Origin of the sequence: Paenarthrobacter sp. CAP02 (assembly GCF_040137855.1) — a bacterium.
Classification (GTDB): domain Bacteria; phylum Actinomycetota; class Actinomycetes; order Actinomycetales; family Micrococcaceae; genus Arthrobacter.
This window is the reverse complement of the sequence record NZ_JBEEII010000004.1, coordinates 14,969-34,768: the sequence shown is the minus strand read 5'-3', so window position 1 is coordinate 34,768 and position 19,800 is coordinate 14,969. Positions and strand designations below refer to the sequence as shown.

Genomic DNA, 19,800 nt, shown 5'->3' with positions numbered 1-19,800 from the left:
GGATCACGCATCCGCGTGTGGATCACCACGGCGCCATATTGTTCTACCGGGCTACGAAAAAGCTATGATGGGGTTGCTGTGGTTCTTTTCTCATTGGTGGCTACACACGCCGACATCGACCTTGAAACTGTCGCTCAGTTGAGCAACGGTTCCTCCGAGCTTGCCTCCGCGGCCCTGACGGATTCGCCCGTGGTTTCCGGTGCGGTGGTGCTTGCCACCTGCAACCGCTACGAGATTTACGGCGAAACAGGCAACGGCGATGACATCGAAGCGGCCCGCTCTGCCCTGGTGTCCCAGATCAGCGAACTGAGCGGCCTGAACGAGCAACTCGTCTCCCGCTCCTTTGCGACCCACACCGGCCCGGACGTCACCAGGCACCTCTTCGCCGTGAGCGCCGGGCTGGACTCGGCAGTGGTGGGTGAGCGCGAAATCGCAGGCCAGGTCCGCCGCGCCCTGATCACTGCCCAGCAGGAAGGCACGGCGAGCTCCGGCTTGGTCCGGCTTTTCCAAGCAGCTTCCAAAACCGCCAAGGACGTCGGCGCGCAGACAGCGTTGGGCTCCCGCGGCCTGTCGATTGTCTCCGTTGCTTTGGACCTCGCCACCGACCTCGCCGAGAACGATGACTGGTCCACCAAGAACGTCGTAGTCTTCGGCACCGGCGCCTATGCGGGTGCCACCATGTCACTCCTGCGCGAACGCGGCTGCACCGCGATCTCCGTCTATTCTTCCTCCGGCCGTGCCGAGGCTTTCGTAGCCACCCGCGGGGGTACAGCGCTCGACGCCGAAACGCTCCCCGCTGCTGTCGCCGCAGCTGACGTCATGATCGGTTGCAGCGGTTCGGACAACCGCGTGGAAGCAGCGGACCTTGCGCGCGTCCGGGCACAGTCCAATAAGCCCTTGATTGCGATCGACCTCGCCCTGACCCATGATTTCGATCCCGCGGTCGGCGAACTCGACGGCGTGGAACTCCTCACGCTTGAATCCGTCCGGCTCGCTGCACCCCAGGAACAGGCAGAATCGTTGTCCCAGGCCAGCGCAATCGTCACCGGCGCGGCCACTTCCTTTGAGTCCGAGCGTGAGGCACGCTCCGTGGATTCGGCCATTGTCGCGCTGCGCCGGCACACCATGAACGTGTTGGACGCTGAGATGGAGAAGGTCCGTGCCCGCCACGGTTGCACGGCTGCCGCGGAGGAAGTCGAATTCGCCCTGCGCCGGATGGTCAAGCAGCTCCTCCACATCCCTACCGTCAGGGCCCGTGAACTGGCCGCCAACGGCCAGCAGGAGGAGTACGTCGCAGCACTTGAGGCGCTGTACGGCATCCAGGTTGAGCAACCTGCAGCAGCCCCGGCCGCGGAGTGCCCTGTGGATCACGGGCAACTCCGCTCCGAAAGCGCCTGACACCGCCTGCTAGGCGAAAGCGTTGACTCCCGTCAGCTTCGCTGACAATTCCCAAAGCCTGGCGGCGTCCGCCTTGTCGATGGCGTGCGCGTCCACCCCCTGATACCTCGCCAACGGCGATTCCTTGTCCGTGGGCTTGGCAACGTCGCAGTCTTCACAGTAGACACCGCCCATACCTGACAGGGCCCGGGAAGTCGCAGCCCACACCGAGGTAGCAGCGCCTTGCTCCGGCGTCTTGAATCCTTCGCGGACGTTACCCTCCGCATCCATCCATCCCGCTGCGACCATCTCTTCCTTGGGCAAATGACGTTGAAGCTCTGTCATGATGCCACCAGGATGAACCGCGAAGGCCCGGACTCCGGAGTCCTGGCCCAGGCGGTCCAATTCCACGGCGAAGAGCGCGTTTGCCGTTTTTGCCTGGCCGTAGGCGCGCCACTTGTCGTAGCCGCCGTCAAAGTGGACGTCGTCGAACCTGATCGGCGACAACTTGTGGCCGGTGGACGAGAGGGAGATGACGCGGGCATCCCCCGAGGCGGCAAGGGCCGGCCACAAAGCATTAACCAGGGTGTAGTGCCCCAAGTGGTTGGTTGCGAACTGCGCCTCCCAGCCAGGACCTACCCGTTGTTCCGGGCTGGCCATGATGGCGGCGTTGTTGATCAGGATGTCCAAGGAACTGTGCCCGGCCAAATACCGCTGGGCGAATGCCTTGACGCTGTCCTGGTCAGCCAGGTCCATTTCTTCCACTGTGACGACGTCGCCGAGCCCGGCCGCGGCCAGCACTTCCCTGGCATGTTCCACGCGTCGTGCGGGGACGGTCACGGAGGCGCCTGCGGAGGCCAGTGCCCGCACGGTCTCCAGGCCTAGCCCCGAATATCCGCCCGTGACGATCGCCGATTTTCCGGAGAGGTCGATCCCGTCGATGACCTCCCGGGCCGTGGAACCGTGTCCAAAACCGGAACCAATTGGGTGTTGCTGGGTCTCTGCCCGTTCTTCGCTCATGGTTGAGCTTTACAGATAACGGCCGGAACGGGCAACGCTCAGTAAACGGGCTTTTGGGGTTCCACGTCACGCACCCAGGCGAGGATACCGCCGTCGAGGTGGCTGACGCGCGTATAGCCCGCCTTCTGCGCGGCCTCCAGGACCGCCGCCGAGCGCGTTCCGGCCTTGCAGTGGAACACAATGTCCTTGTCCTGTGGCAGGTGGGACCACGCCTCTCCGGCCAGGATCCGGCCTTGTGGGATCAGCACGGAACCATCAATGCTCACAATGCTGTGCTCGCCTGATTCACGGACATCCACCAGTTCGAAGTCCCGCTCCCCTGACGCCCGCTCGGCGAGCATCGCTGCCAGCTCGGTGGCCGTGACGGTGTGGTCCTGGTCAGTGGCCGTGACGGGAGTGACGCCGCAGAAGGCCTCGTAGTCGGTCAGTTCGGTGATGGGTTCGGCTTCCGGATCCTTGGACACCTTGATTTCCCGCCAACTGCCGCCCAAGGCGTCAAAGAGTGCCACGCGTCCCAGCAAGGAACGCCCGACGCCGGTGATCAGCTTCACGGCTTCGGTCACCATGAGCGATCCAACAGCCGCGCACAACATGCCGAACACTCCGCCCTCGCCACACGACGGCACGGAGCCGGCCGGAGGCGCCTCGGGGTAGAGGTCCCTGTAGGTGGGTCCGTGTTCGGCCCAGAAAACGCTGACTTGCCCGTCGAAGCGGAAGATGGATCCCCACACGTAGGGTTTGCCGAGGATGGCCGCGGCGTCGTTCACGAGGTACCGCGTGGCAAAGTTGTCAGCACCGTCAAGGATGAGATCATAATCGGCAAACAAATCCAGGGCGTTGGAAGAATCCAGGCGGAGATTGTGCAGGACCACGTTCACCAAGGGGTTGAGCTCGGCGATCGCGTCGCGTGCGGACTCGATCTTGGGCGTACCCACGTCCTTCACCCCGTGGATGACCTGGCGCTGAAGGTTGCTGAGGTCCACAGAGTCGTCGTCCACGATGCCCAAAGTTCCCACCCCGGCTGCAGCCAAGTACAGCAGGGCCGGGGAACCGAGCCCGCCGGCGCCTATGACGAGGACTCTGGCATTCTTAAGCCTGCGTTGGCCCACGGCGCCGATTTCCGGAATGATGAGGTGCCGGGAGTACCGCTCCACCTCGGCCGGAGTAAGTTCAGCGGCCGGTTCCACAAGGGGCGGAAGGACGGCGGGCGCAGCGGTGCGGACAGCAGCAATTGAGGCCATACCCCAATGTATGCCCGCAGATACCGCCCGGTCATATTACCCACCGGTAGAGTGGTCATAACTGCAAAGGAAAGGCGGCAGACTGTGGCTGACGGCACACGTGCAAACGATGGAGCACCCGCGAAGCAGGAACGGACCGGTTCGCCTCGATCGCCAAGGCTGCCAAGGGACGAGCGCCGCGCACAGTTGCTCAACGCAGCGTTGGAAGTCTTCGTTGCCAACGGGTTCCACGGCGCAGCCATGGACGAAATCGCAGAGACCGCACATGTGAGCAAGCCGGTCCTGTACCAACACTTCCCGTCGAAGCGCGAGCTCTACATGGCCCTGCTGGACAGCCATCTCGCGACGCTGACGGACCTGATGCTAAGCGCCCTGAACTCCACAACGGACAACAAAGAGCGCGTCAAGGCAGTCATGCGGGCCTACTACAGGTTCATTGCCGACGACGACCAAGCGCACCGGCTGGTGTTTGAGTCGGACCTCATCAACGACCCCGATGTCAGTTCCCGGCTGGAAACGTTCAACAAGACGTTTGCGGACGCCGTGGCCCATGTCATCGCCGAGGACACCAAGCTGCCGCCCCTGGAAGCGCAGCTCCTTGGCCGCGGCCTGGCCGGAATGGCGCAGGTCAGCGCGCGGTATTGGCTTGAGACAGACGGAAACCTGGACCTCGATGTGGCCAGCGATCTGATCTATCGTTTAGCTTGGCGCGGAATCAGTCGATTCCCCAAAGAGTCCTAAGCTACAAATAGAGGACTGATTCAAAACTTGATTGGCTTGGAGGCCTTGCTGTGGAAGTAAAGATCGGCATTCAGAACGTTGGCCGCGAAATTGTGCTCGAATCCGCTTTGGATGCCGACGCCGTAGCCAAGATCGTGGCGGAGGCCGTGTCCAAGGGCTCGGAATTGCGCCTCACGGATGAGAAGGGCCGCCAGGTCATCGTTCCTGGCAACGTTTTGGGCTATGTGGAGATCGGCGCCGAGGAAGTCCGCCGCGTGGGCTTCGGCGCCCTCTAGCATTCCCCCACCACCCGTCGTCCGCTAAGGAGTCTTCATGCTTTCACTCGTCGTGGTTGTTCTTGCAGCCATTGCCACGGGCTTCATTGTCTGGGCCAACGACAAGCGGCACGGCAGGTACGGCGTCGCCCTACCGGTAGGCGTTTCAACCGCTGTTGCGGCGCTGAGCTGGATTGCCTTCATCAGCGCGGGCTTGGGTTACCAACCGGGGGTCACCTGGATTCCGTGGGTTCTCCCCATCGTCATCGGAACCGCGGCAGCCGCGGCGGTTGTGGTGTACTTCGGCCGGACCCGGACCAAGCACGATACCGAGGCCCTCACCAGGGCCCTCCGGCTCTAAGCGCCACTTACAGCGATGGCCATCACCCGCGGGTGATGGCCATCGCTGGTTAACGCCCTAAAGGAACTCGGCGCGTCCCTCCATCGCGGAGGACGCCAAGGCGTGTTCGCGCCGGGGAATCCGGCCTGCCTGCCTGGCCAAACGGCCGGCAATGACAGCGTGCTTGAAGGCCTCCGCCATCTGCACCGGGTTCTGTGCACGCGTCACCGCTGTAGCCAGCAGGACGGCGTCGCAACCCAGTTCCATGGCCAGCGCGGCATCGGAAGCGGTTCCGATCCCGGCGTCGAGCACCACGGGCACCGATGCCCGTGACACAATCAGCTCAATATTGTGCGGGTTCAGGATGCCCAGGCCCGTCCCGATGGGTGAGCCCAGCGGCATCACCGCGGTGGCGCCAAGGTTTTCCAGCCGCAGGGCAAGGACCGGATCATCATTGGTGTAAGCGAAGACCTTGAACCCGCGGTTGACCAGCTGCTCCGTAGCATCGACGAGTTCAACGGCATCGGGGAGGAGTGTGTGCTCGTCCGCGATGACTTCCAGCTTCACCCAATCGGTCTCCAGCGCCTCGCGGGCAAGTTCGGCGGTCATCACCGCGTCCTTCGCCGTGAAACAGCCGGCCGTGTTGGGCAACACCCGGATGTTGTGGTCCACCAGGAGCTGGAAGAGAGACCCGGTTTCTGCCGGCGAATAGCGCCGCATGGCTACGGTGGTCAGCTCCGTACCCGAGGCCAGGAGCGCAGCGCCCAAACCGTCCAGGCTCGGGGCACCCCCTGTTCCCATGATCAGTCGAGAACCAAAGTCGACGCCGTCGATCACCAAGGCGTCGGTGCTGGGGGCAGTGCTTGTTGTGGTCATTGTTCAGCCTCCCTGGACTGCGGTAACGAGTTCGAGTTCATCGCCGTCGGCGAGTGCTGTTGCCGCCCACTGGCTGCGCGGCACCACCTCTGAATTGCGCGCGACGGCGACACCCAGCTTGCCGCCGTCGGCCGCCTGTCCCCTGTGGTCCAGTTCGCGGCCGGTGATGGCGGTGACGAGGGTGCTGACAGAGGCGTCATCGGCCACTGCATGGTCGGATCCATTGAGTTTGATGTTCATGCGCTTTCCTTGCTGCGGGCGTGTGCTGGGACGAAGTTCCGTGGACCGGTTGCGCTGGCCGTAAAGCGGTCGGGGCGGAAAGGGGCCCACTGTGCATCGGTCGATCCGTTGATCAGTTCGCCGACAATCCTTGCGGCTACCGGTGTCAGCAGGACTCCGTGACGGAAGAACCCGGTGGCAACCACCAAACCCTCAATGTCGCCATTGGTTCCGGCGACGCGGCCAAGCAACGGTGCGTTGTCCGGCGTCCCTGGCCTGGCGCGGGCTGTTGCCTCCAGGAGTTCGAGTTCGGCGACCGCGGGGACCAGGACCTGGGCGTCGCGCAGGAGTTGATAGACGCCGCCCGCCGAGACGGCGTTGGAGGCCGTGGACAGTCCGTCCTCACGCTGGGTCGCTCCGATCACCACGGTGCCGTCGTCGCGGGGGACGATGTAGACGGGAACGCCCCGCACTATCCCCCGGACGGTGGAGGTAACGAGAGGTTGCAGGTTGTCCGGAACCCGAAGCCTGAGGATGTCACCATAGACCGGCCGCAGTGGAAGCGTGAGCCCTTCGGGCAGGCCGTCCAAGCCGGCGGCGCCCAGACCGTTTGCGACCACCGTGTCGGTGGCAAAGACTTTGGTGCCTGACTCGAGTTCGACTCCAGAGACCCTGCCTTCATCCCACAGGAGACGATGTGCCAGCGCTTTCACAGCGAATCCGTCGTCCGCCCCCGTAACCCAGCTCGGATCATCGGGAGAGTGATCCGACAGTTCGGCCAAAAGGCAGGCGGCGAGCTTGCGGGGATCCACCTGGTGGTCGGTGGGGATGTCGAAGGCACAGGAAATTTGGGGACTCAGCAAGGGCTCACGCTCCCTCGCCTCCCGGAGGGCCAATGGCTCCACTCCCAAGCCTGCAGCCTTCTGTACCACCCGGAGGTCTGCGAGCGCGCGGCGGTCGGCGGCGTCGGCACCCACGGCGAGGGTCGGCGTCGTGCGGTATCCGGCGGCGTGCGCCCCTCCGGCCAGCGCGCCAACAAAAGCGGGCCACAGCCGGGAGGATTCGACCATGAGTTCCAGGAGTTCTTCTTCCTGGTAGTGCAGTTCACTGACGGGTGCCAGCATCCCGGCCGCTGCGAAAGTTGCGCCGTTTGCGGGCCAAGGGTCGATGAGTGCGACTGAGCGGCCCAGCCTGCGCAGTTGGTGGGCGATGCCCAACCCGATGATGCCGCCGCCGATAATGGCTACATCTGCATGAATGGCGTCTGCCATGTGTTCCCTTCCCTACGCCGGTATTAGCCGGATCAGGTCAAGCGGTCGGCGCTGAAGCCCTCTCAGCCGGACGGTCACATAGTCGAACGTCGCGGCTCCCGCAGTACGTGCCCAGTGTAGAGGAACTACTCTGGTTCCCATGACCCAGCCTGAATCCCTCGCCTCAGCCCGACTCTATTTGTGCACCGATGCCCGGAAGCGACAGGGCGATTTCAAAGACTTCGTCGATGCCGCCTTCGAGGGTGGGGTGGACATCATCCAGCTCCGGGACAAGTCGATCGAGGCAGCCGAAGAACTGGACTTGCTGGCCATCCTGCGGAGTGTGGCAGAGCGGCACGGCCGACTGTGGGCTGTCAACGATCGGGCCGATATTGCCAGTGTTTCCGGGGCTCCTGTGTTCCACGTGGGCCAGAAGGACCTGCCCCTTCCGGTGGCCCGGACCTTCCTCCCGGCCCCTGCCGCGATTGGACTTTCCACGCACACTCCGGAGCAGGTCAATGCGGCCATTGCCGCTTCTACCGGCGACGGCGGCCTGGACTATTTCTGTGTCGGTCCGGTTTGGGCGACACCCACCAAACCAGGGCGCCAAGCCGTTGGGCCGGACCTGGTCACATATGCCGCAGAAGCGATGAGGCGTGCCACGGAAACGACCGACGGCGCCGTGCAGCTCCCCTGGTTCGCTATTGGCGGCATCGACCTGGGCAACGTGGAACAGGTCCTTTCGGCGGGGGCCAGCAGGATCGTGGTTGTCCGTGCCATCACCGAAGCCGCAGACCCGACGGCGGCTGCCAAGTCGCTGCTGGAAGCCCTGGACTCAATTTAGCGAAAGTCGCTCACCGTGCGGCCTTGACATGGTGTGATCCCCGGAATCCGGGCTACCCTGATTTTCGTGTCACATCATCGGATTGCACCCAACGTCGACGACTCGTCGGACCAGCTCGCAGCGGCCCTCGCCGCACTCCGGACGGAGCTGGAACTCCCAGGCGACTACCCCACGGGGGCAGTGGAAGAAGCCCGAAAAGCCGTGGCGGACCTGAAGCTGCCTGAACGCGACCTTCGGGACATTCCGTTTGTCACCATCGACCCGGCCACGTCGACAGACCTGGACCAGGCGCTGTTCATAGAGCGCGCCGGTGACGGTTACAAGGTCCTCTATGCGATCGCCGACGTTCCGTCCTTCGTGGCTCCCGGTGGTGCCCTCGACACGGAGACACGCCGGCGCGGCCAGACCTTCTATGCTCCGGATGGACGCATTCCCTTGCACCCGGAAGTCATCAGCGAACATGCCGGCAGCCTGCTGGCAGAGCAGGACTGTGGCGCCTTCGTCTGGGATTTCGTCCTGGACGCGCAGGCCGAAGCAGTGACGGTGACAGTAGGCCGCGCCACCGTGCGCAGCCGGGCCAAGCTAAGTTACAAGGGCGTCCAGGAGCAGATCGACGACGGAACGGCACCGCCTGTACTGCAGCTCCTCAAGGAAGTGGGGTTGAAACGGGTAGAACTCGAACGCCTCCGCGGCGGCGCGAGCCTGAACATGCCCGAACAGGAGATCGTCCAAGCGGCCGACGGCGGCGGGTACAGGATCGTTGCTGCCCCGTCGTTGCCGGTGGAGGACTGGAACGCGCAGATTTCACTCATGACCGGGATGGCGGCAGCTCAGCTGATGCTGGACGGCAAGGTTGGCATACTGCGCACCATGCCCGCACCGGATGAACGCTCCCTGCGTCACTTCAAAAGGCAGACCACGGCCCTTGGTAAACCCTGGGATGGACGGATCAGCTACGGCGAATACCTGCGGACCCTGGACGCATCAGACCCGAAGCAACTCGCCATCCTGCACTCAGCCGGGACGTTGTTCAGGGGTGCCAACTACACACCTTTCGACGGCGAGGTCCCGACGGAAGTCATCCAGGCAGCCATCGGCGCTCCGTACGCGCACACCACAGCACCGTTGCGCCGCCTCATCGACCGTTTCGTCCTGGTGATCTGCGAGGCACTGAGCAACAAGCGCGACATCCCTGCCTGGGCCCGGGAAGCCTTGCCGTCCTTGCCCGAGATCATGGCCTCGTCCGATCAACTCGCTGGCCGCCTCGAGCGTGCCGCCCTGGATACGGTGGAAGCGGCACTGGTTGCCAACCATGTTGGCCAGGAATTTGATGCGGTGGTCATTTCCGGCTCGAAGCCAAACGGGAACGGAAAGGGCAACGGGAACGGAAACGGGAACGGCGGTCCTTACGGAATCGTCCAAATAGCGGAGCCCGCCGTGACCGCCCGTTGCGACGGCGAACTGGAGTCCGGGACCAAGGTCCGCGTCCGGTTGGTCAAGGCTGACATTGCCAGCCGCGAGATCCTGTTTGAACTGCTGCCATAGCGCCGTTCAATCCCCAATCCGGGCTTTCGGGCTCCCAGAGGATAGACTGGGCGTGTAGTAATGGATGCCCGGTCGTTGATTCAGTTAATTTTTGAACTCAACAAGCCCGCCCCTACGCGATCTTGAGATGTACCAACTGGTCACCAGTGCCAGTACTTAGATAGCCCGCGATCGGCTTCCACTGGACTTGCTTGCGCGCCCGTTGGTGCTCCGGTACGGCTATGCCGCCCCCGTTGAGCATGCGGCGCCAATGCCCAAATGAATAAGGAAACTCCCTGTGAGTGAATTGCATACCCATGAAGTCCTGACGGACCCCACCGGAACAGAAACCCTCGAGCCCGAGGAAACAATCGTCTCGGACGAGAAGCCCCACGAGATCGAAGAGAAGTCGTTCGCAGACTTCAACGTGCGCGCAGACATCGTGGAGTCCTTGGCAGATGCCGGGATCACCCACCCGTTCCCCATCCAGGCCATGACCCTGCCCGTCGCACTGGGCGGCCACGACATCATCGGCCAGGCCAAGACAGGTACAGGCAAAACCCTCGGCTTTGGCGTGCCTGCCCTGCAGCGCGTTGTAGGGCGCGACGACGCCGGCTATGACAAGCTCGCCGTCCCCGGCGCACCGCAGGCCTTGGTCATCGTCCCCACGCGCGAACTTGCCGTGCAGGTCGCCAACGATCTCCAGACGGCCTCGCGCAAGCGCAACGCGCGCATCGCCACCATCTACGGCGGCCGGGCCTACGAACCCCAGATCGATGCGCTGCAGAAGGGCGTCGAGATCGTCGTAGGTACCCCTGGCCGACTCATCGACCTCTACAAGCAGAAGCACCTGAGCTTGAAGAACGTCAAGATGGTGATTCTTGACGAGGCCGACGAAATGCTGGACCTTGGCTTCCTTCCGGACGTTGAGACCCTGATCGCCGGCACTCCCGCCGTGCGGCAGACGCTGCTCTTCTCCGCAACGATGCCTGGCCCCGTGATCGCGATGGCACGTCGTTACATGACGCAGCCCACCCACATCCGTGCGGCTGACCCGAACGATGAGGGCCTGACCAAGCGGGACATCCGCCAGCTCATCTACCGTGCCCACAGCATGGACAAGACCGAAGTCGTGGCACGCATCCTCCAGGCCCGCGGACGTGGCCGGACCATCATCTTCACCAAGACCAAGCGCACCGCCGCAAAGGTCGCCGAGGAACTCGTGGACCGCGGGTTCGCGGCTGCAGCCATCCACGGCGACCTGGGCCAGGGCGCCCGCGAACAGGCCCTGCGTGCCTTCCGCAACAACAAGGTGGACGTCCTGGTTGCCACCGATGTCGCCGCCCGTGGCATCGACGTCGATGACGTCACGCACGTGATCAACTACCAGTGCGTTGAAGACGAGAAGATCTACCTGCACCGTGTTGGCCGCACCGGCCGCGCAGGCAACAAGGGCACCGCCGTCACGTTCGTTGACTGGGACGACATGCCCCGCTGGGGACTCATCAACAAGGCCTTGGGACTCAGCGTTCCGGAGCCGGTTGAAACGTACTCCTCCTCGCCGCACCTCTACACCGACCTTGATATTCCCGAGGGAACCAAGGGACGCTTGCCCCGGAACAAGCGCACCCTGGCCGGTGTGGACGCCGAGGTCCTGGAGGACCTCGGCGAGACCGGCAAGAAGAACTCCCGCTCAGGCGGTTCGGACCGTAACGGCTCCCGTGACGGCGGACGTGGCCGCGATGGCGGCCGTGGACGTTCCGGCAAGGCCGACTCCGGCGAATCCAAGGGTGAGGGCGGACGCAACCGTACGCGCCGCCGTCGTACCTCCGAAGGCGAAGCGGCACCGGCTGCCGCAGCCCCGGAAACGGGCACGGACAATTCCGAGAAGCCCGCACGTACACGTCGCACCCGGACCCGCCGCCGCAACGGCGAAGTAGTCTCCGGTCAGACCGCAGCTGCCCAGTCCGGCAGCACCGAGGCTTAATTTCCTCAATGACTGAAACTGTTTGGGCGCCGGACGGCGGCAACCTGGTGGTACACGCGGACAACGCGGAGTTCCTTCCAACGCTGCCGGACGGCGCCTTCACACTCATTTACGTGGACCCTCCCTTCAACACCGGGCGGGTCCAGCGACGCCAGGAAACCCGGATGGTCCGCAACTCGGACGGCGACGGCGACCGCGTGGGCTTCAAGGGCCGCTCCTACGACACCATCAAGGGCGCCCTGCACAGCTATGACGACGCCTTCAGCGACTACTGGTCTTTCCTGGAGCCCAAGCTCGTGGAAGCCTGGCGCCTGCTGGCAGACGACGGCACCCTGTACCTGCACCTGGACTACCGCGAGGTGCACTACGCCAAGGTGATGCTCGACGCCATCTTTGGCCGGGAATGCTTCCTGAACGAAATCATCTGGGCCTACGATTACGGCGCCCGGGCCAAGAACCGCTGGCCCACCAAGCATGACAACATCCTGGTGTACGTGAAGAACCCCACCAAGTACCACTTCGACAACGCCGAAGTGGACCGGGAGCCCTACATGGCTCCGGGCTTGGTGACCCCCGCCAAACGTGAGCTGGGTAAGTTGCCCACGGACGTCTGGTGGCACACCATCGTTTCGCCGACAGGCCGCGAAAAGACCGGCTACCCCACGCAAAAACCCGAAGGCCTGGTCCGCCGGATTGTTTCGGCATCAAGCCGCGAGGGCGACTGGTGCCTGGACTTCTTTGCCGGATCGGGGACCCTTGGCGCTGTGGCAGCCAAACTGGGCCGGAACTTCGTGTGCGTCGACCAGAACGAGCAGGCCATTGAGGTCATGCGGAAACGCCTGGGCAGCAAGGCCGTGTTCCACCAGGCCCAAACCACGGCGTCCTAGCCGGGAGCTGTCAGGCGACACCCTTCACGAAGGCAGTCACCGAGTCAGCGATCATCTGTACGGCGATGGCAGAGAGCAAAAGGCCGGCAATGCGGGTCACCAGCTCCACTCCGTTCTCCCCAAGGACCCGCTGGACCACGCCCGCGAACCGCATGGCCAGGTACAGCGAGGCGAGCACCACCGCGATGCCCAGGCCAACGGCAAGGTAGCCTGACAGGTCCTTGGACTGCTGGACAAACACCATGACCGCCACGATCGCACCAGGCCCGGCCATCAGCGGCGTACCCAGGGGAACGAAGGCCACGTTCTTGTACTTCGCGGCGTTTTCCTCGCCGCTGGTGGACCCCGTCAAGAGCTGCAGGGCAATGAGCACCAGCAGCAGGCCGCCGGCACCCTGCAGGGCCGCCAGGGAGATGTGCATGTAGTTCAGGATCGATTGGCCGAAAATTGCGAAAACTACGATCACGCCCGTGGCCACCAAAAGGGCCTGAAAAGCCGAGCGGTTCCTGTCCTTCGGTGACATCTGGGCCGTCAACGACATGAAGATCGGGACTGTACCCGGCGGGTCCATGATGACGAACAGCGTGACGATCACCGAGGCCAGCAACTGCAGGTCCATCAACGGACTACCTTGCTGCCCGTCGCCAGGTCCTCAATGCGGGCCAGGACGTCGGCCGGCGTCGTGTTTTCGCCGAGGAGGTTCGGTTTGCCGGTGCCATGATAATCGGAGGATCCTGTCATCAGCAGCCCATGCCGGGCAGCCAGCTCGCGCAGGAACCGCCTGCCGTCCTCCGGGTTGTCCCGGTGGTCAACCTCAACCCCCAGCAGGCCGGCGTCGATCATTTCACGGTAGGTGCGTTCCCCCACGATCCGTCCCCGGGACGAAGCCACCGGATGGGCGAACACGGGAACGCCGCCTGCCGCGCGCACCAGCTCGACGGCGACCGCCGGGTTGGGCGCGTAGTGCTGCACGAAATACCGCGAATGGGAGGTAAGGATGGAGGTGAACGCTTCTGTGCGGTCCGCGACGACTCCGGCGGCCACCAGGGCGTCGGCAATGTGCGGGCGGCCCACCGTCGCTCCGGGTGCCACATGGTGGATCACGTCGTCCCAGGTCAGCGGATAGTCCTCGGACAGCAACGTCACCATATGCTCTGCGCGGGTGAGGCGTGCGTCCTTGGATTTGGTGATTTCCTCGAGGAGGCCGGGGTGGGACGGGTCGTGGAGGTAGCTGAGCAGGTGGACGCTGATGCCCTGCTCCGTCCGGCAGGAGATCTCCATGCCCGGGACAAACGCAATCCCCAGTTCCACGGCGGTTGCCGCAGCCTGGTCCCAGCCATCGGTGGAGTCGTGATCCGTCAACGCCACGGCGTCCAGGCCCGCCGATACGGCAGAAACGATCACCCCGGCGGGTGTCTCGGTTCCGTCGGAAACATTGGAGTGCGCATGCAGGTCTATCCTCACTTTCCCAGCCTATGGGATGCAGGGCTCCTTGGAGCGTTGCGCCGTTGGCCTCCTCACCGAACTGGTGGGACGATGTAACGGTGAACGATGCCGAAAACACCCAAACCATGGACTCCGCAAATTCCCAGCCGCTGCAGGAGCGCGTTAACAACCGCTCACAGAGGCCAACATCGGATGCTTTCAAAGCATTCATGGCCAGCAATTGGGCTGCCGCCCCGCAGGTGACCCCTGCGCGCGACGCCGTTGCAGACCACGCTGCACGCCGCCGTCGTGCCATTTCCGAACTGTTCAAAGGCGAACGTCTTGTCATCCCGGCCGGTCCGCTGAAGGTCCGCTCCAACGACTGCGATTACCGTTTCCGGCCCCACTCCGGCTTTGCGCACCTCACGGGCCTGGGCCTGGACCACGAGCCCGACGCCGTCCTCATCCTTGAGCCGGTGGCTGAAGGCAAGGGCGACGACGGCGGTCACCACACCGCCACGCTCTACTTCCGTCCCTTGGCCGGCCGCGATACCGAACAGTTCTACGCCGACTCACGCTCCGGTGAGTTCTGGATCGGTGCCCGTCCGACGCTGGCGGAATTCGAGGCCCGCCTGGGCCTCTCCTGCGCCCATATCGCCGAACTCGAAATGGCCATTACCAAGAACGTAGGCGCCCCGGAAATCGGTGGTATCTCCATCCGCCTGGTCCGCAAGGTGGACGAGAACATTGACGCTTTGGTGGACACCGCCCGGTACAACACCGCCAAGGATCCCGAAACCCTGGACCTGGGCGAACTCGATGCCTTGGACGAGAAGCTCAGCGAAGCACTCTCGGAATTGCGCCTCCTCAAGGACGAGTGGGAAATCGAGCAGATGAAGATCGCCGTGGCCGCCACTGTGGAGGGCTTCGCCGACGTCGTTCGCGCCCTTCCGCGGGCGCTGACCCACGCACGCGGCGAGCGCGTCGTTGAGGGTGCATTCTTCGCCCGCGCCCGCGAGGAAGGCAACGAGCTCGGCTATGACACCATCGCTGCCTCGGGAAACAACGCCACTGTCCTTCACTGGACCCGGAACACGGGCAAGGTCAACGCGGGCGAACTCCTTCTCCTCGATGCCGGCGTGGAAGCTGATTCCCTCTACACTGCCGATGTCACCCGTACCCTGCCCGCCACGGGCACCTTCACTGATGTCCAGCGCAAGGTCTACGAGGCCGTCCTGGACGCAGCCGATGCCGGTTTCGCAGCCGCGCAGCCGGGCGTGAAGTTCCGCGACATCCACACCGCAGCAACCACGGTCCTGGCCGAACGCCTCGCCGAGTGGGGCCTGCTCCCCGTGTCCGTGGAGGAAGCCATCAGCCCCGAGGGCCAGCAGCACCGTCGCTGGATGCCGCACGGCACCAGCCACCACCTGGGGCTGGATGTCCACGACTGTGCACAGGCCAAGCGCGAGCTTTACCTGGACGGGATCCTCACCGAGGGCATGGTCTTTACCATCGAACCCGGCTTGTACTTCAAGAATGAGGACCTTGCGATCCCTGCCGAGTACCGCGGAATCGGTGTTCGCATCGAGGACGACATCCTGATGACAGCCGATGGCCCGGTCAACCTCAGCGCCGCCCTGCCCCGCAAGGCAGCCGACGTCGAATCATGGATGGCTGGTATCTACCAGGAGTCGCAGGGCTAGCCCGCGCAGCCCAGGGCAAACGCCAACATAAAGGGAAGGCCACCGGAGATCCGGTGGCCTTCCCTTTGTTCTGTGCATTTGTCCTTTGCCGGGGACTACTGCTGTTTCGGTGTGTCCTCGGAGCCGGCTTGCTGTCCGTCTTCACGCGGGGCATTGTGGCCTTCGGTCACGCGGACACCGTACTGCGGCCTGCCGTCGGGCAGGTCGGGGTAGCGGACAGCCGACGGCGGCTGGTGGTTCGACGGCGCAACGCCGGCGTGCGGATCCCCGTTTTCCTGCGTGCCGGTTTCACCGGTGCCGCGCTGGCCGTAAGGGTCATTCCATGTGGATGGCCTTTCCGGCGCCTGGCCCGGCTGCTGCAGCGGAGCGCTGTGCTGGTTGTAGTTCGTTGCCTGCGGCGCTGCCGCCTGCGAGGGGTTCATCGGCAGCTGGTGGAGCAGGCGACGGGCCTCGTGGGCTGCTTCGATGGCGACGATCACGTCATAGTTGGTGGCCACCACCTGGCTTGTGGAGGTGAAGTCACGCTTCCCGCGCTGGGTGGCATAGGTGACGATGCCGAAGAGCATGAAGAAGGCCGCGCCCATCAGGACCGAGGTGATGATGGAGAACGGTCCGCCGCCCGGCGTAAAGAAGGACAGCATCACACCGACGAACAGGCCAAACCACATGCCGCTCAAAGCACCGGACAGGGCCACCCTCGGGTAGCTCAGGCGACCGGTCACCCGCTCAACCATTTTGAGGTCGTTGCCCACGATCGATACCAACTGAACCGGGAACTGCTGGTCTGCCAGATAATCCACCGCCTTTTGGGCATCCAAATACGAGGTGTATGAGCCGACGGTGTCTCCTTGTGGGACGCTCCGGGACTCCTCGACAGCTTTGGGACCACCAAAAATGTTAGACATAGCCCCATTGTGTCCCATTGACATGTGAAGCGGCTGGAATTCAGCTAAAAGAGAGCAGACTCGGTAGCCTGTAAACATGAGCACACATCCCTCACGCGTCTTTGTCGCGCGCCTGCTCGGCCTAGACGTCTTCGACCCCCTGGGTGACCGTCTTGGCCGATTGCGCGATGTCGTGGTGCTCTCCAGGGGCACCCGTGGAGCCCCCCACGTGGTGGGCATCGTGGTGGAAGTTCCCGGCAAGAAGCGCGTCTTCGTGCCCATGACGCGCATTACGTCCATCGACCAAACACAGATTATTTGCACCGGGCTGGTCAACCTGCGACGCTTCGAGCAGCGGGGAGCCGAGACCCTGGTGGTGGCCGAGATGTTTGATCGCCGCGTCACCCTTGCCGACGGCAGCGGGGATGCCACCATCGAGGACATCGCCATGGACCAGCACAGGTCCAAGGACTGGTTCGTCAGCAAACTTTTCGTCCGCCGCGGCCACTCCCTGTCGCCGTTGAGCCGGCTGCGTCGCAACGAGACCCTGATCATCGACTGGGCCGATGCCCAGACGGGCGCCCACAACGAGCCGCAGGCGGCCACCCAGTTCGTGGCCACCCACGAGGACCTCAAGCCTGCCGACTTTGCCGAAGCCCTGCAGGAAATGAGCGACAAGCGCCGGTTCGAAGTGGCCAGCGAGCTCCAGGACGAGCGCCTCGCGGACGTGCTGCAGGAACTGCCCGAGGACGACCAAGTGGAAATCCTCTCGGCCTTGGACGTGGAGCGCGCCGCAGACGTCCTTGAAGAGATGGATCCTGACGACGCCGCAGACCTCCTCGCTGAGCTGCCCTCAGCGCAGGCCGAGGAACTGCTGCAGCTTATGGAGCCTCAGGAAGCCGAGGACGTGCGCCGGCTCCTGGAGTACGACGAAGACACGGCAGGCGGCCTCATGACCCCTGTCCCGGTCATCCTCCCGCCGGAAGCCACGGTCGCGGAGGCCCTGGCCCACGTCCGGCGCGAGGAGCTCTCCCCTGCCTTGGCCTCATCAATCTTCATTGCCCGCCCTCCGCTGGAGACGCCTACGGGCCGATTCCTCGGCGTGGTGCATATCCAGCAGCTCCTGCGTTTCCCGCCGCCGGAACCTCTGGGCAACCTTGTGGACAAGAACCTTGAGCCGCTCTCGGACCAAGCCCACATCAGCGAGGTCGCCAGGACCTTGGCAACCTACAACCTGAATTCACTTCCAGTTGTCGACGACGACGGCCGCCTTGTGGGGGCGGTGACTGTTGATGACGTGCTGGATCACCTGTTGCCGGATGACTGGCGCGCCCACGAGGACGACGCCCCTATAAGGAGACTTGGAGGCCGCATTGGCTGATAACAACGCCACCCGATCCCCCAAGGCCACTGGGCGTACCGTCAGCAGCCTGGATACGCCCCTGAGCGGGCGCCAACGCATCCTGCCCAAGTTCTCCCCCAACCCGGACGCCTTCGGCAACGCCACTGAGGGTTTCGCCCGTTTCATGGGAACCCCGCAGTTCCTGGTCTACATGACCATCTTTTGTGTGTTCTGGCTGGCGTGGAACACCTTCGCGCCGACTGAGTGGCAGTTTGACCGGATGGAGCTTGGCTTCACCCTCCTGACCCTGATGTTGTCGCTCCAGGCCTCCTACGCAGCACCGCTGCTCCTGCTGGCCCAAAACCGGCAGGACGACCGCGACCGTGTCTCCCTCCAGCAGGACCGCCAACGCGCTGAGCGCAACCTATCCGACACCGAGTACCTGACCCGGGAATTGGCTTCGCTGCGTATTGCCCTGCGTGAAGTGGCCACCCGTGACTACGTCCGGGCCGAACTCCGGAGCCTCCTGGAAGACATCATCGACGCCCAGGAAGAGCTCCGCGAGCACGATCCCGCCACCGATGGCAGCGAATCCTCCGGAGAAAAGGTCAAGGAGAAGCTGAAGGAAAAGCGGGACAAGTCCCGCGGACCCCGCACCCAGCAGATCCCCAAGGTCCGGCCGCCGCGGAGCGCCGGCCCCCAGCATTCCACTGCCAAGCGAACACCCGAGAACCCCGAAAGCCGAGCCTGACCTTATGAGCACCGTATCTGCCGAGGCGCTCCGTGCTGCCCTGGCAACCGTCATTGATCCGGAGCTCCGCCGCCCCATCACCGAACTCGGGATGGTGGAATCGGTCTCTGCCGATGAGGCCGGCGCAGCCCACGTCGCCGTCCTGCTGACCATTGCCGGGTGCCCCTTGCGCGAAACCATCACGGAGGACGCCACTGCAGCCCTGTCCAAGGTCCCGGGGGTGACCGGAGTGGACGTGGAACTCAAGGTCATGACGCCCGCCCAGCGCGAAGCCCTCAAAGAGCAGCTCCGTGGCCCCGGCGGGCAGCGCGGAATACCGTTCACCAAGCCGGGTTCGTTGACCAAGGTGTACGCGGTGGCCAGCGGCAAGGGGGGCGTGGGCAAGTCGTCCGTCACCGTGAACCTCGCCTGTTCCCTGGCGGCCCAGGGACTGCGCGTTGGAATAGTGGATGCGGACGTCCATGGTTTCTCCGTACCGGCCCTGATGGGAATCACACAGAAGCCCACACAGGTTGACGACATGATCCTCCCGCCAGTGGCTTATGGCGTAAAAGTCATTTCCATCGGCATGTTCGTCGCAGGCAACACGCCCGTAGCCTGGCGCGGCCCCATGTTGCACCGCGCCCTGGAACAGTTCCTCAGCGACGTGTACTTCGGCGACCTCGACGCCCTTTTCCTGGACCTGCCTCCCGGCACCGGAGACATCGCCATCTCTGTCGCCCAATTGCTTCCCAACGCCGAGATCCTGGTGGTCACCACACCGCAGGCAGCGGCCGCGGACGTCGCCGAACGCGCGGGGACGATCGCCACCCAGACCGGACAGACGGTGGCCGGGGTGATCGAGAATATGTCCTTCCTGGAAATGCCCGACGGCGGCCGCATGGAGTTGTTCGGAAGCGGGGGCGGTGCCACCCTGGCTGCGAGGTTGAGCGCTGCGGTGGACACCGATGTTCCACTGTTGGGGCAGATTCCCTTGGACATCCGTTTGCGGGAAGGTGGGGACGCCGGGAAGCCCGTGGTCCTGGCCGCGCCGGAAACCGCTGCCGCGAAGGCCCTGGAGGGTATTGCATCGGCCCTGGCCACCCGGCCGCGTGGGCTATCCGGGATGCCTTTGGGAATTCAACCCCGCTAACCG

At 64.0% G+C, this 19,800-nt stretch carries 20 protein-coding genes and 1 riboswitch; of the genes, 12 read left to right on the top strand and 8 right to left on the bottom strand.

The window, feature by feature from the left end; genetic code table 11:
* The first annotated feature begins 78 nt into the window (after positions 1–78).
* Positions 79–1,398, top strand: coding sequence for a glutamyl-tRNA reductase (locus ABHM97_RS07995; RefSeq protein WP_349470247.1), 1,320 nt, complete (start codon positions 79–81; stop codon positions 1,396–1,398).
* A gap of 9 nt (positions 1,399–1,407) precedes the next feature.
* On the opposite strand, the gene ABHM97_RS07990 is transcribed toward ABHM97_RS07995, so the two are convergent.
* Positions 1,408–2,397 (bottom strand): SDR family NAD(P)-dependent oxidoreductase, encoded by a 990-nt coding sequence (locus ABHM97_RS07990; RefSeq protein ID WP_349470246.1) that lies wholly within the window; start codon positions 2,395–2,397, stop codon positions 1,408–1,410.
* A gap of 38 nt (positions 2,398–2,435) precedes the next feature.
* Complete coding sequence (gene moeB / locus ABHM97_RS07985) at positions 2,436–3,638, bottom strand: molybdopterin-synthase adenylyltransferase MoeB (RefSeq protein WP_349470244.1); 1,203 nt, start codon at positions 3,636–3,638, stop codon at positions 2,436–2,438.
* Between the two features lie 6 nt (positions 3,639–3,644).
* On the opposite strand from moeB, the gene ABHM97_RS07980 reads away from it, so the two are divergent.
* Genes ABHM97_RS07980 through ABHM97_RS07970 form a run of 3 tightly spaced genes read left to right on the top strand, consistent with a single transcriptional unit; the run spans position 3,645 to position 4,994 of the window.
* Positions 3,645–4,379, top strand: coding sequence for a TetR/AcrR family transcriptional regulator (locus ABHM97_RS07980; RefSeq protein WP_284986571.1), 735 nt, complete (start codon positions 3,645–3,647; stop codon positions 4,377–4,379).
* Positions 4,380–4,429: 50 nt separating this feature from the next.
* The gene (locus tag ABHM97_RS07975) at positions 4,430–4,654 is read left to right on the top strand and encodes a DUF3107 domain-containing protein (protein ID WP_018776516.1); all 225 of its coding nucleotides are present in this window, start codon (positions 4,430–4,432) and stop codon (positions 4,652–4,654) included.
* Between the two features lie 37 nt (positions 4,655–4,691).
* Positions 4,692–4,994: a hypothetical protein gene (locus ABHM97_RS07970; RefSeq protein WP_257369261.1), complete on the top strand. Its 303-nt coding sequence runs from the start codon at positions 4,692–4,694 to the stop codon at positions 4,992–4,994.
* A 57-nt stretch (positions 4,995–5,051) separates the two neighbouring features.
* On the opposite strand, the gene ABHM97_RS07965 is transcribed toward ABHM97_RS07970, so the two are convergent.
* From ABHM97_RS07965 to thiO, 3 genes are all read right to left on the bottom strand, one after another.
* Entirely contained in the window at positions 5,052–5,849 is a 798-nt protein-coding gene (locus ABHM97_RS07965; protein WP_349470243.1) for a thiazole synthase, read from the bottom strand.
* Between the two features lie 3 nt (positions 5,850–5,852).
* The gene (thiS, locus tag ABHM97_RS07960) at positions 5,853–6,089 is read right to left on the bottom strand and encodes a sulfur carrier protein ThiS (RefSeq protein ID WP_257369263.1); all 237 of its coding nucleotides are present in this window, start codon (positions 6,087–6,089) and stop codon (positions 5,853–5,855) included.
* The gene (thiO, locus tag ABHM97_RS07955) at positions 6,086–7,339 is read right to left on the bottom strand and encodes a glycine oxidase ThiO (protein WP_349470242.1); all 1,254 of its coding nucleotides are present in this window, start codon (positions 7,337–7,339) and stop codon (positions 6,086–6,088) included. Before thiO ends, thiS begins: the two co-directional genes overlap by 4 nt.
* A riboswitch (TPP riboswitch) is annotated at positions 7,332–7,451 on the bottom strand. It overlaps the preceding gene by 8 nt.
* A 27-nt stretch (positions 7,452–7,478) precedes the next feature.
* Here thiO and thiE point away from each other — a divergent pair.
* From thiE to ABHM97_RS07935, 4 genes are all read left to right on the top strand, one after another.
* On the top strand, positions 7,479–8,162 hold the full coding sequence (thiE, locus tag ABHM97_RS07950) for a thiamine phosphate synthase (protein ID WP_349470241.1): 684 nt from the start codon (positions 7,479–7,481) through the stop codon (positions 8,160–8,162).
* 66 nt (positions 8,163–8,228) lie between these two features.
* The gene (locus ABHM97_RS07945) at positions 8,229–9,707 is read left to right on the top strand and encodes an RNB domain-containing ribonuclease (RefSeq protein ID WP_349470240.1); all 1,479 of its coding nucleotides are present in this window, start codon (positions 8,229–8,231) and stop codon (positions 9,705–9,707) included.
* Between the two features lie 277 nt (positions 9,708–9,984).
* Complete coding sequence (locus ABHM97_RS07940) at positions 9,985–11,673, top strand: DEAD/DEAH box helicase (RefSeq protein ID WP_235520678.1); 1,689 nt, start codon at positions 9,985–9,987, stop codon at positions 11,671–11,673.
* Between the two features lie 8 nt (positions 11,674–11,681).
* The gene (locus tag ABHM97_RS07935; protein WP_235520679.1) at positions 11,682–12,560 is read left to right on the top strand and encodes a DNA-methyltransferase; all 879 of its coding nucleotides are present in this window, start codon (positions 11,682–11,684) and stop codon (positions 12,558–12,560) included.
* Positions 12,561–12,570: 10 nt separating this feature from the next.
* On the opposite strand, the gene ABHM97_RS07930 is transcribed toward ABHM97_RS07935, so the two are convergent.
* Positions 12,571–13,179: a MarC family protein gene (locus ABHM97_RS07930; protein ID WP_235520680.1), complete on the bottom strand. Its 609-nt coding sequence runs from the start codon at positions 13,177–13,179 to the stop codon at positions 12,571–12,573.
* On the bottom strand, positions 13,179–14,024 hold the full coding sequence (locus ABHM97_RS07925) for a PHP domain-containing protein (protein ID WP_349470239.1): 846 nt from the start codon (positions 14,022–14,024) through the stop codon (positions 13,179–13,181). Before ABHM97_RS07925 ends, ABHM97_RS07930 begins: the two co-directional genes overlap by 1 nt.
* Positions 14,025–14,104: 80 nt before the next feature.
* Here ABHM97_RS07925 and ABHM97_RS07920 point away from each other — a divergent pair, with 80 nt between their 5' ends.
* Complete coding sequence (locus tag ABHM97_RS07920; protein WP_349470238.1) at positions 14,105–15,688, top strand: aminopeptidase P family protein; 1,584 nt, start codon at positions 14,105–14,107, stop codon at positions 15,686–15,688.
* A 95-nt stretch (positions 15,689–15,783) separates the two neighbouring features.
* Here ABHM97_RS07920 and ABHM97_RS07915 read toward each other — a convergent pair whose 3' ends face one another.
* Positions 15,784–16,593: a YflT domain-containing protein gene (locus ABHM97_RS07915; RefSeq protein WP_257369270.1), complete on the bottom strand. Its 810-nt coding sequence runs from the start codon at positions 16,591–16,593 to the stop codon at positions 15,784–15,786.
* A gap of 76 nt (positions 16,594–16,669) precedes the next feature.
* On the opposite strand from ABHM97_RS07915, the gene ABHM97_RS07910 reads away from it, so the two are divergent.
* From ABHM97_RS07910 to ABHM97_RS07900, 3 genes are read left to right on the top strand one after another with little or no spacing between them, the layout of a single operon-like run.
* Positions 16,670–17,953: a magnesium transporter MgtE N-terminal domain-containing protein gene (locus tag ABHM97_RS07910; RefSeq protein WP_144648468.1), complete on the top strand. Its 1,284-nt coding sequence runs from the start codon at positions 16,670–16,672 to the stop codon at positions 17,951–17,953.
* Positions 17,934–18,665, top strand: a complete 732-nt coding sequence (locus tag ABHM97_RS07905; protein WP_235520684.1) for a DUF1003 domain-containing protein — start codon at positions 17,934–17,936, stop codon at positions 18,663–18,665. Before ABHM97_RS07910 ends, ABHM97_RS07905 begins: the two co-directional genes overlap by 20 nt.
* Positions 18,666–18,669: 4 nt before the next feature.
* Complete coding sequence (locus ABHM97_RS07900) at positions 18,670–19,797, top strand: Mrp/NBP35 family ATP-binding protein (RefSeq protein WP_349470237.1); 1,128 nt, start codon at positions 18,670–18,672, stop codon at positions 19,795–19,797.
* The last annotated feature ends 3 nt before the right edge of the window (positions 19,798–19,800 follow it).

Excerpts from the sequence above, each read along its gene's own strand:
- ABHM97_RS07990 (WP_349470246.1), bottom strand. The coding sequence starts at position 2,397 with ATGAGCGAAGAACGGGCAGAGACCCAGCAACACCCAATTGGTTCCGGT.
- moeB (WP_349470244.1), bottom strand. The coding sequence starts at position 3,638 with ATGGCCTCAATTGCTGCTGTCCGCACCGCTGCGCCCGCCGTCCTTCCG.
- ABHM97_RS07980 (WP_284986571.1), top strand. The coding sequence starts at position 3,645 with ATGTATGCCCGCAGATACCGCCCGGTCATATTACCCACCGGTAGAGTG.
- ABHM97_RS07970 (WP_257369261.1), top strand. The coding sequence starts at position 4,692 with ATGCTTTCACTCGTCGTGGTTGTTCTTGCAGCCATTGCCACGGGCTTC.
- ABHM97_RS07965 (WP_349470243.1), bottom strand. The coding sequence starts at position 5,849 with ATGACCACAACAAGCACTGCCCCCAGCACCGACGCCTTGGTGATCGAC.
- thiS (WP_257369263.1), bottom strand. The coding sequence starts at position 6,089 with ATGAACATCAAACTCAATGGATCCGACCATGCAGTGGCCGATGACGCC.
- thiO (WP_349470242.1), bottom strand. The coding sequence starts at position 7,339 with ATGGCAGACGCCATTCATGCAGATGTAGCCATTATCGGCGGCGGCATC.
- thiE (WP_349470241.1), top strand. The coding sequence starts at position 7,479 with ATGACCCAGCCTGAATCCCTCGCCTCAGCCCGACTCTATTTGTGCACC.
- ABHM97_RS07935 (WP_235520679.1), top strand. The coding sequence starts at position 11,682 with ATGACTGAAACTGTTTGGGCGCCGGACGGCGGCAACCTGGTGGTACAC.
- ABHM97_RS07930 (WP_235520680.1), bottom strand. The coding sequence starts at position 13,179 with ATGGACCTGCAGTTGCTGGCCTCGGTGATCGTCACGCTGTTCGTCATC.
- ABHM97_RS07915 (WP_257369270.1), bottom strand. The coding sequence starts at position 16,593 with ATGTCTAACATTTTTGGTGGTCCCAAAGCTGTCGAGGAGTCCCGGAGC.
- ABHM97_RS07910 (WP_144648468.1), top strand. The coding sequence starts at position 16,670 with ATGAGCACACATCCCTCACGCGTCTTTGTCGCGCGCCTGCTCGGCCTA.
- ABHM97_RS07900 (WP_349470237.1), top strand. The coding sequence starts at position 18,670 with ATGAGCACCGTATCTGCCGAGGCGCTCCGTGCTGCCCTGGCAACCGTC.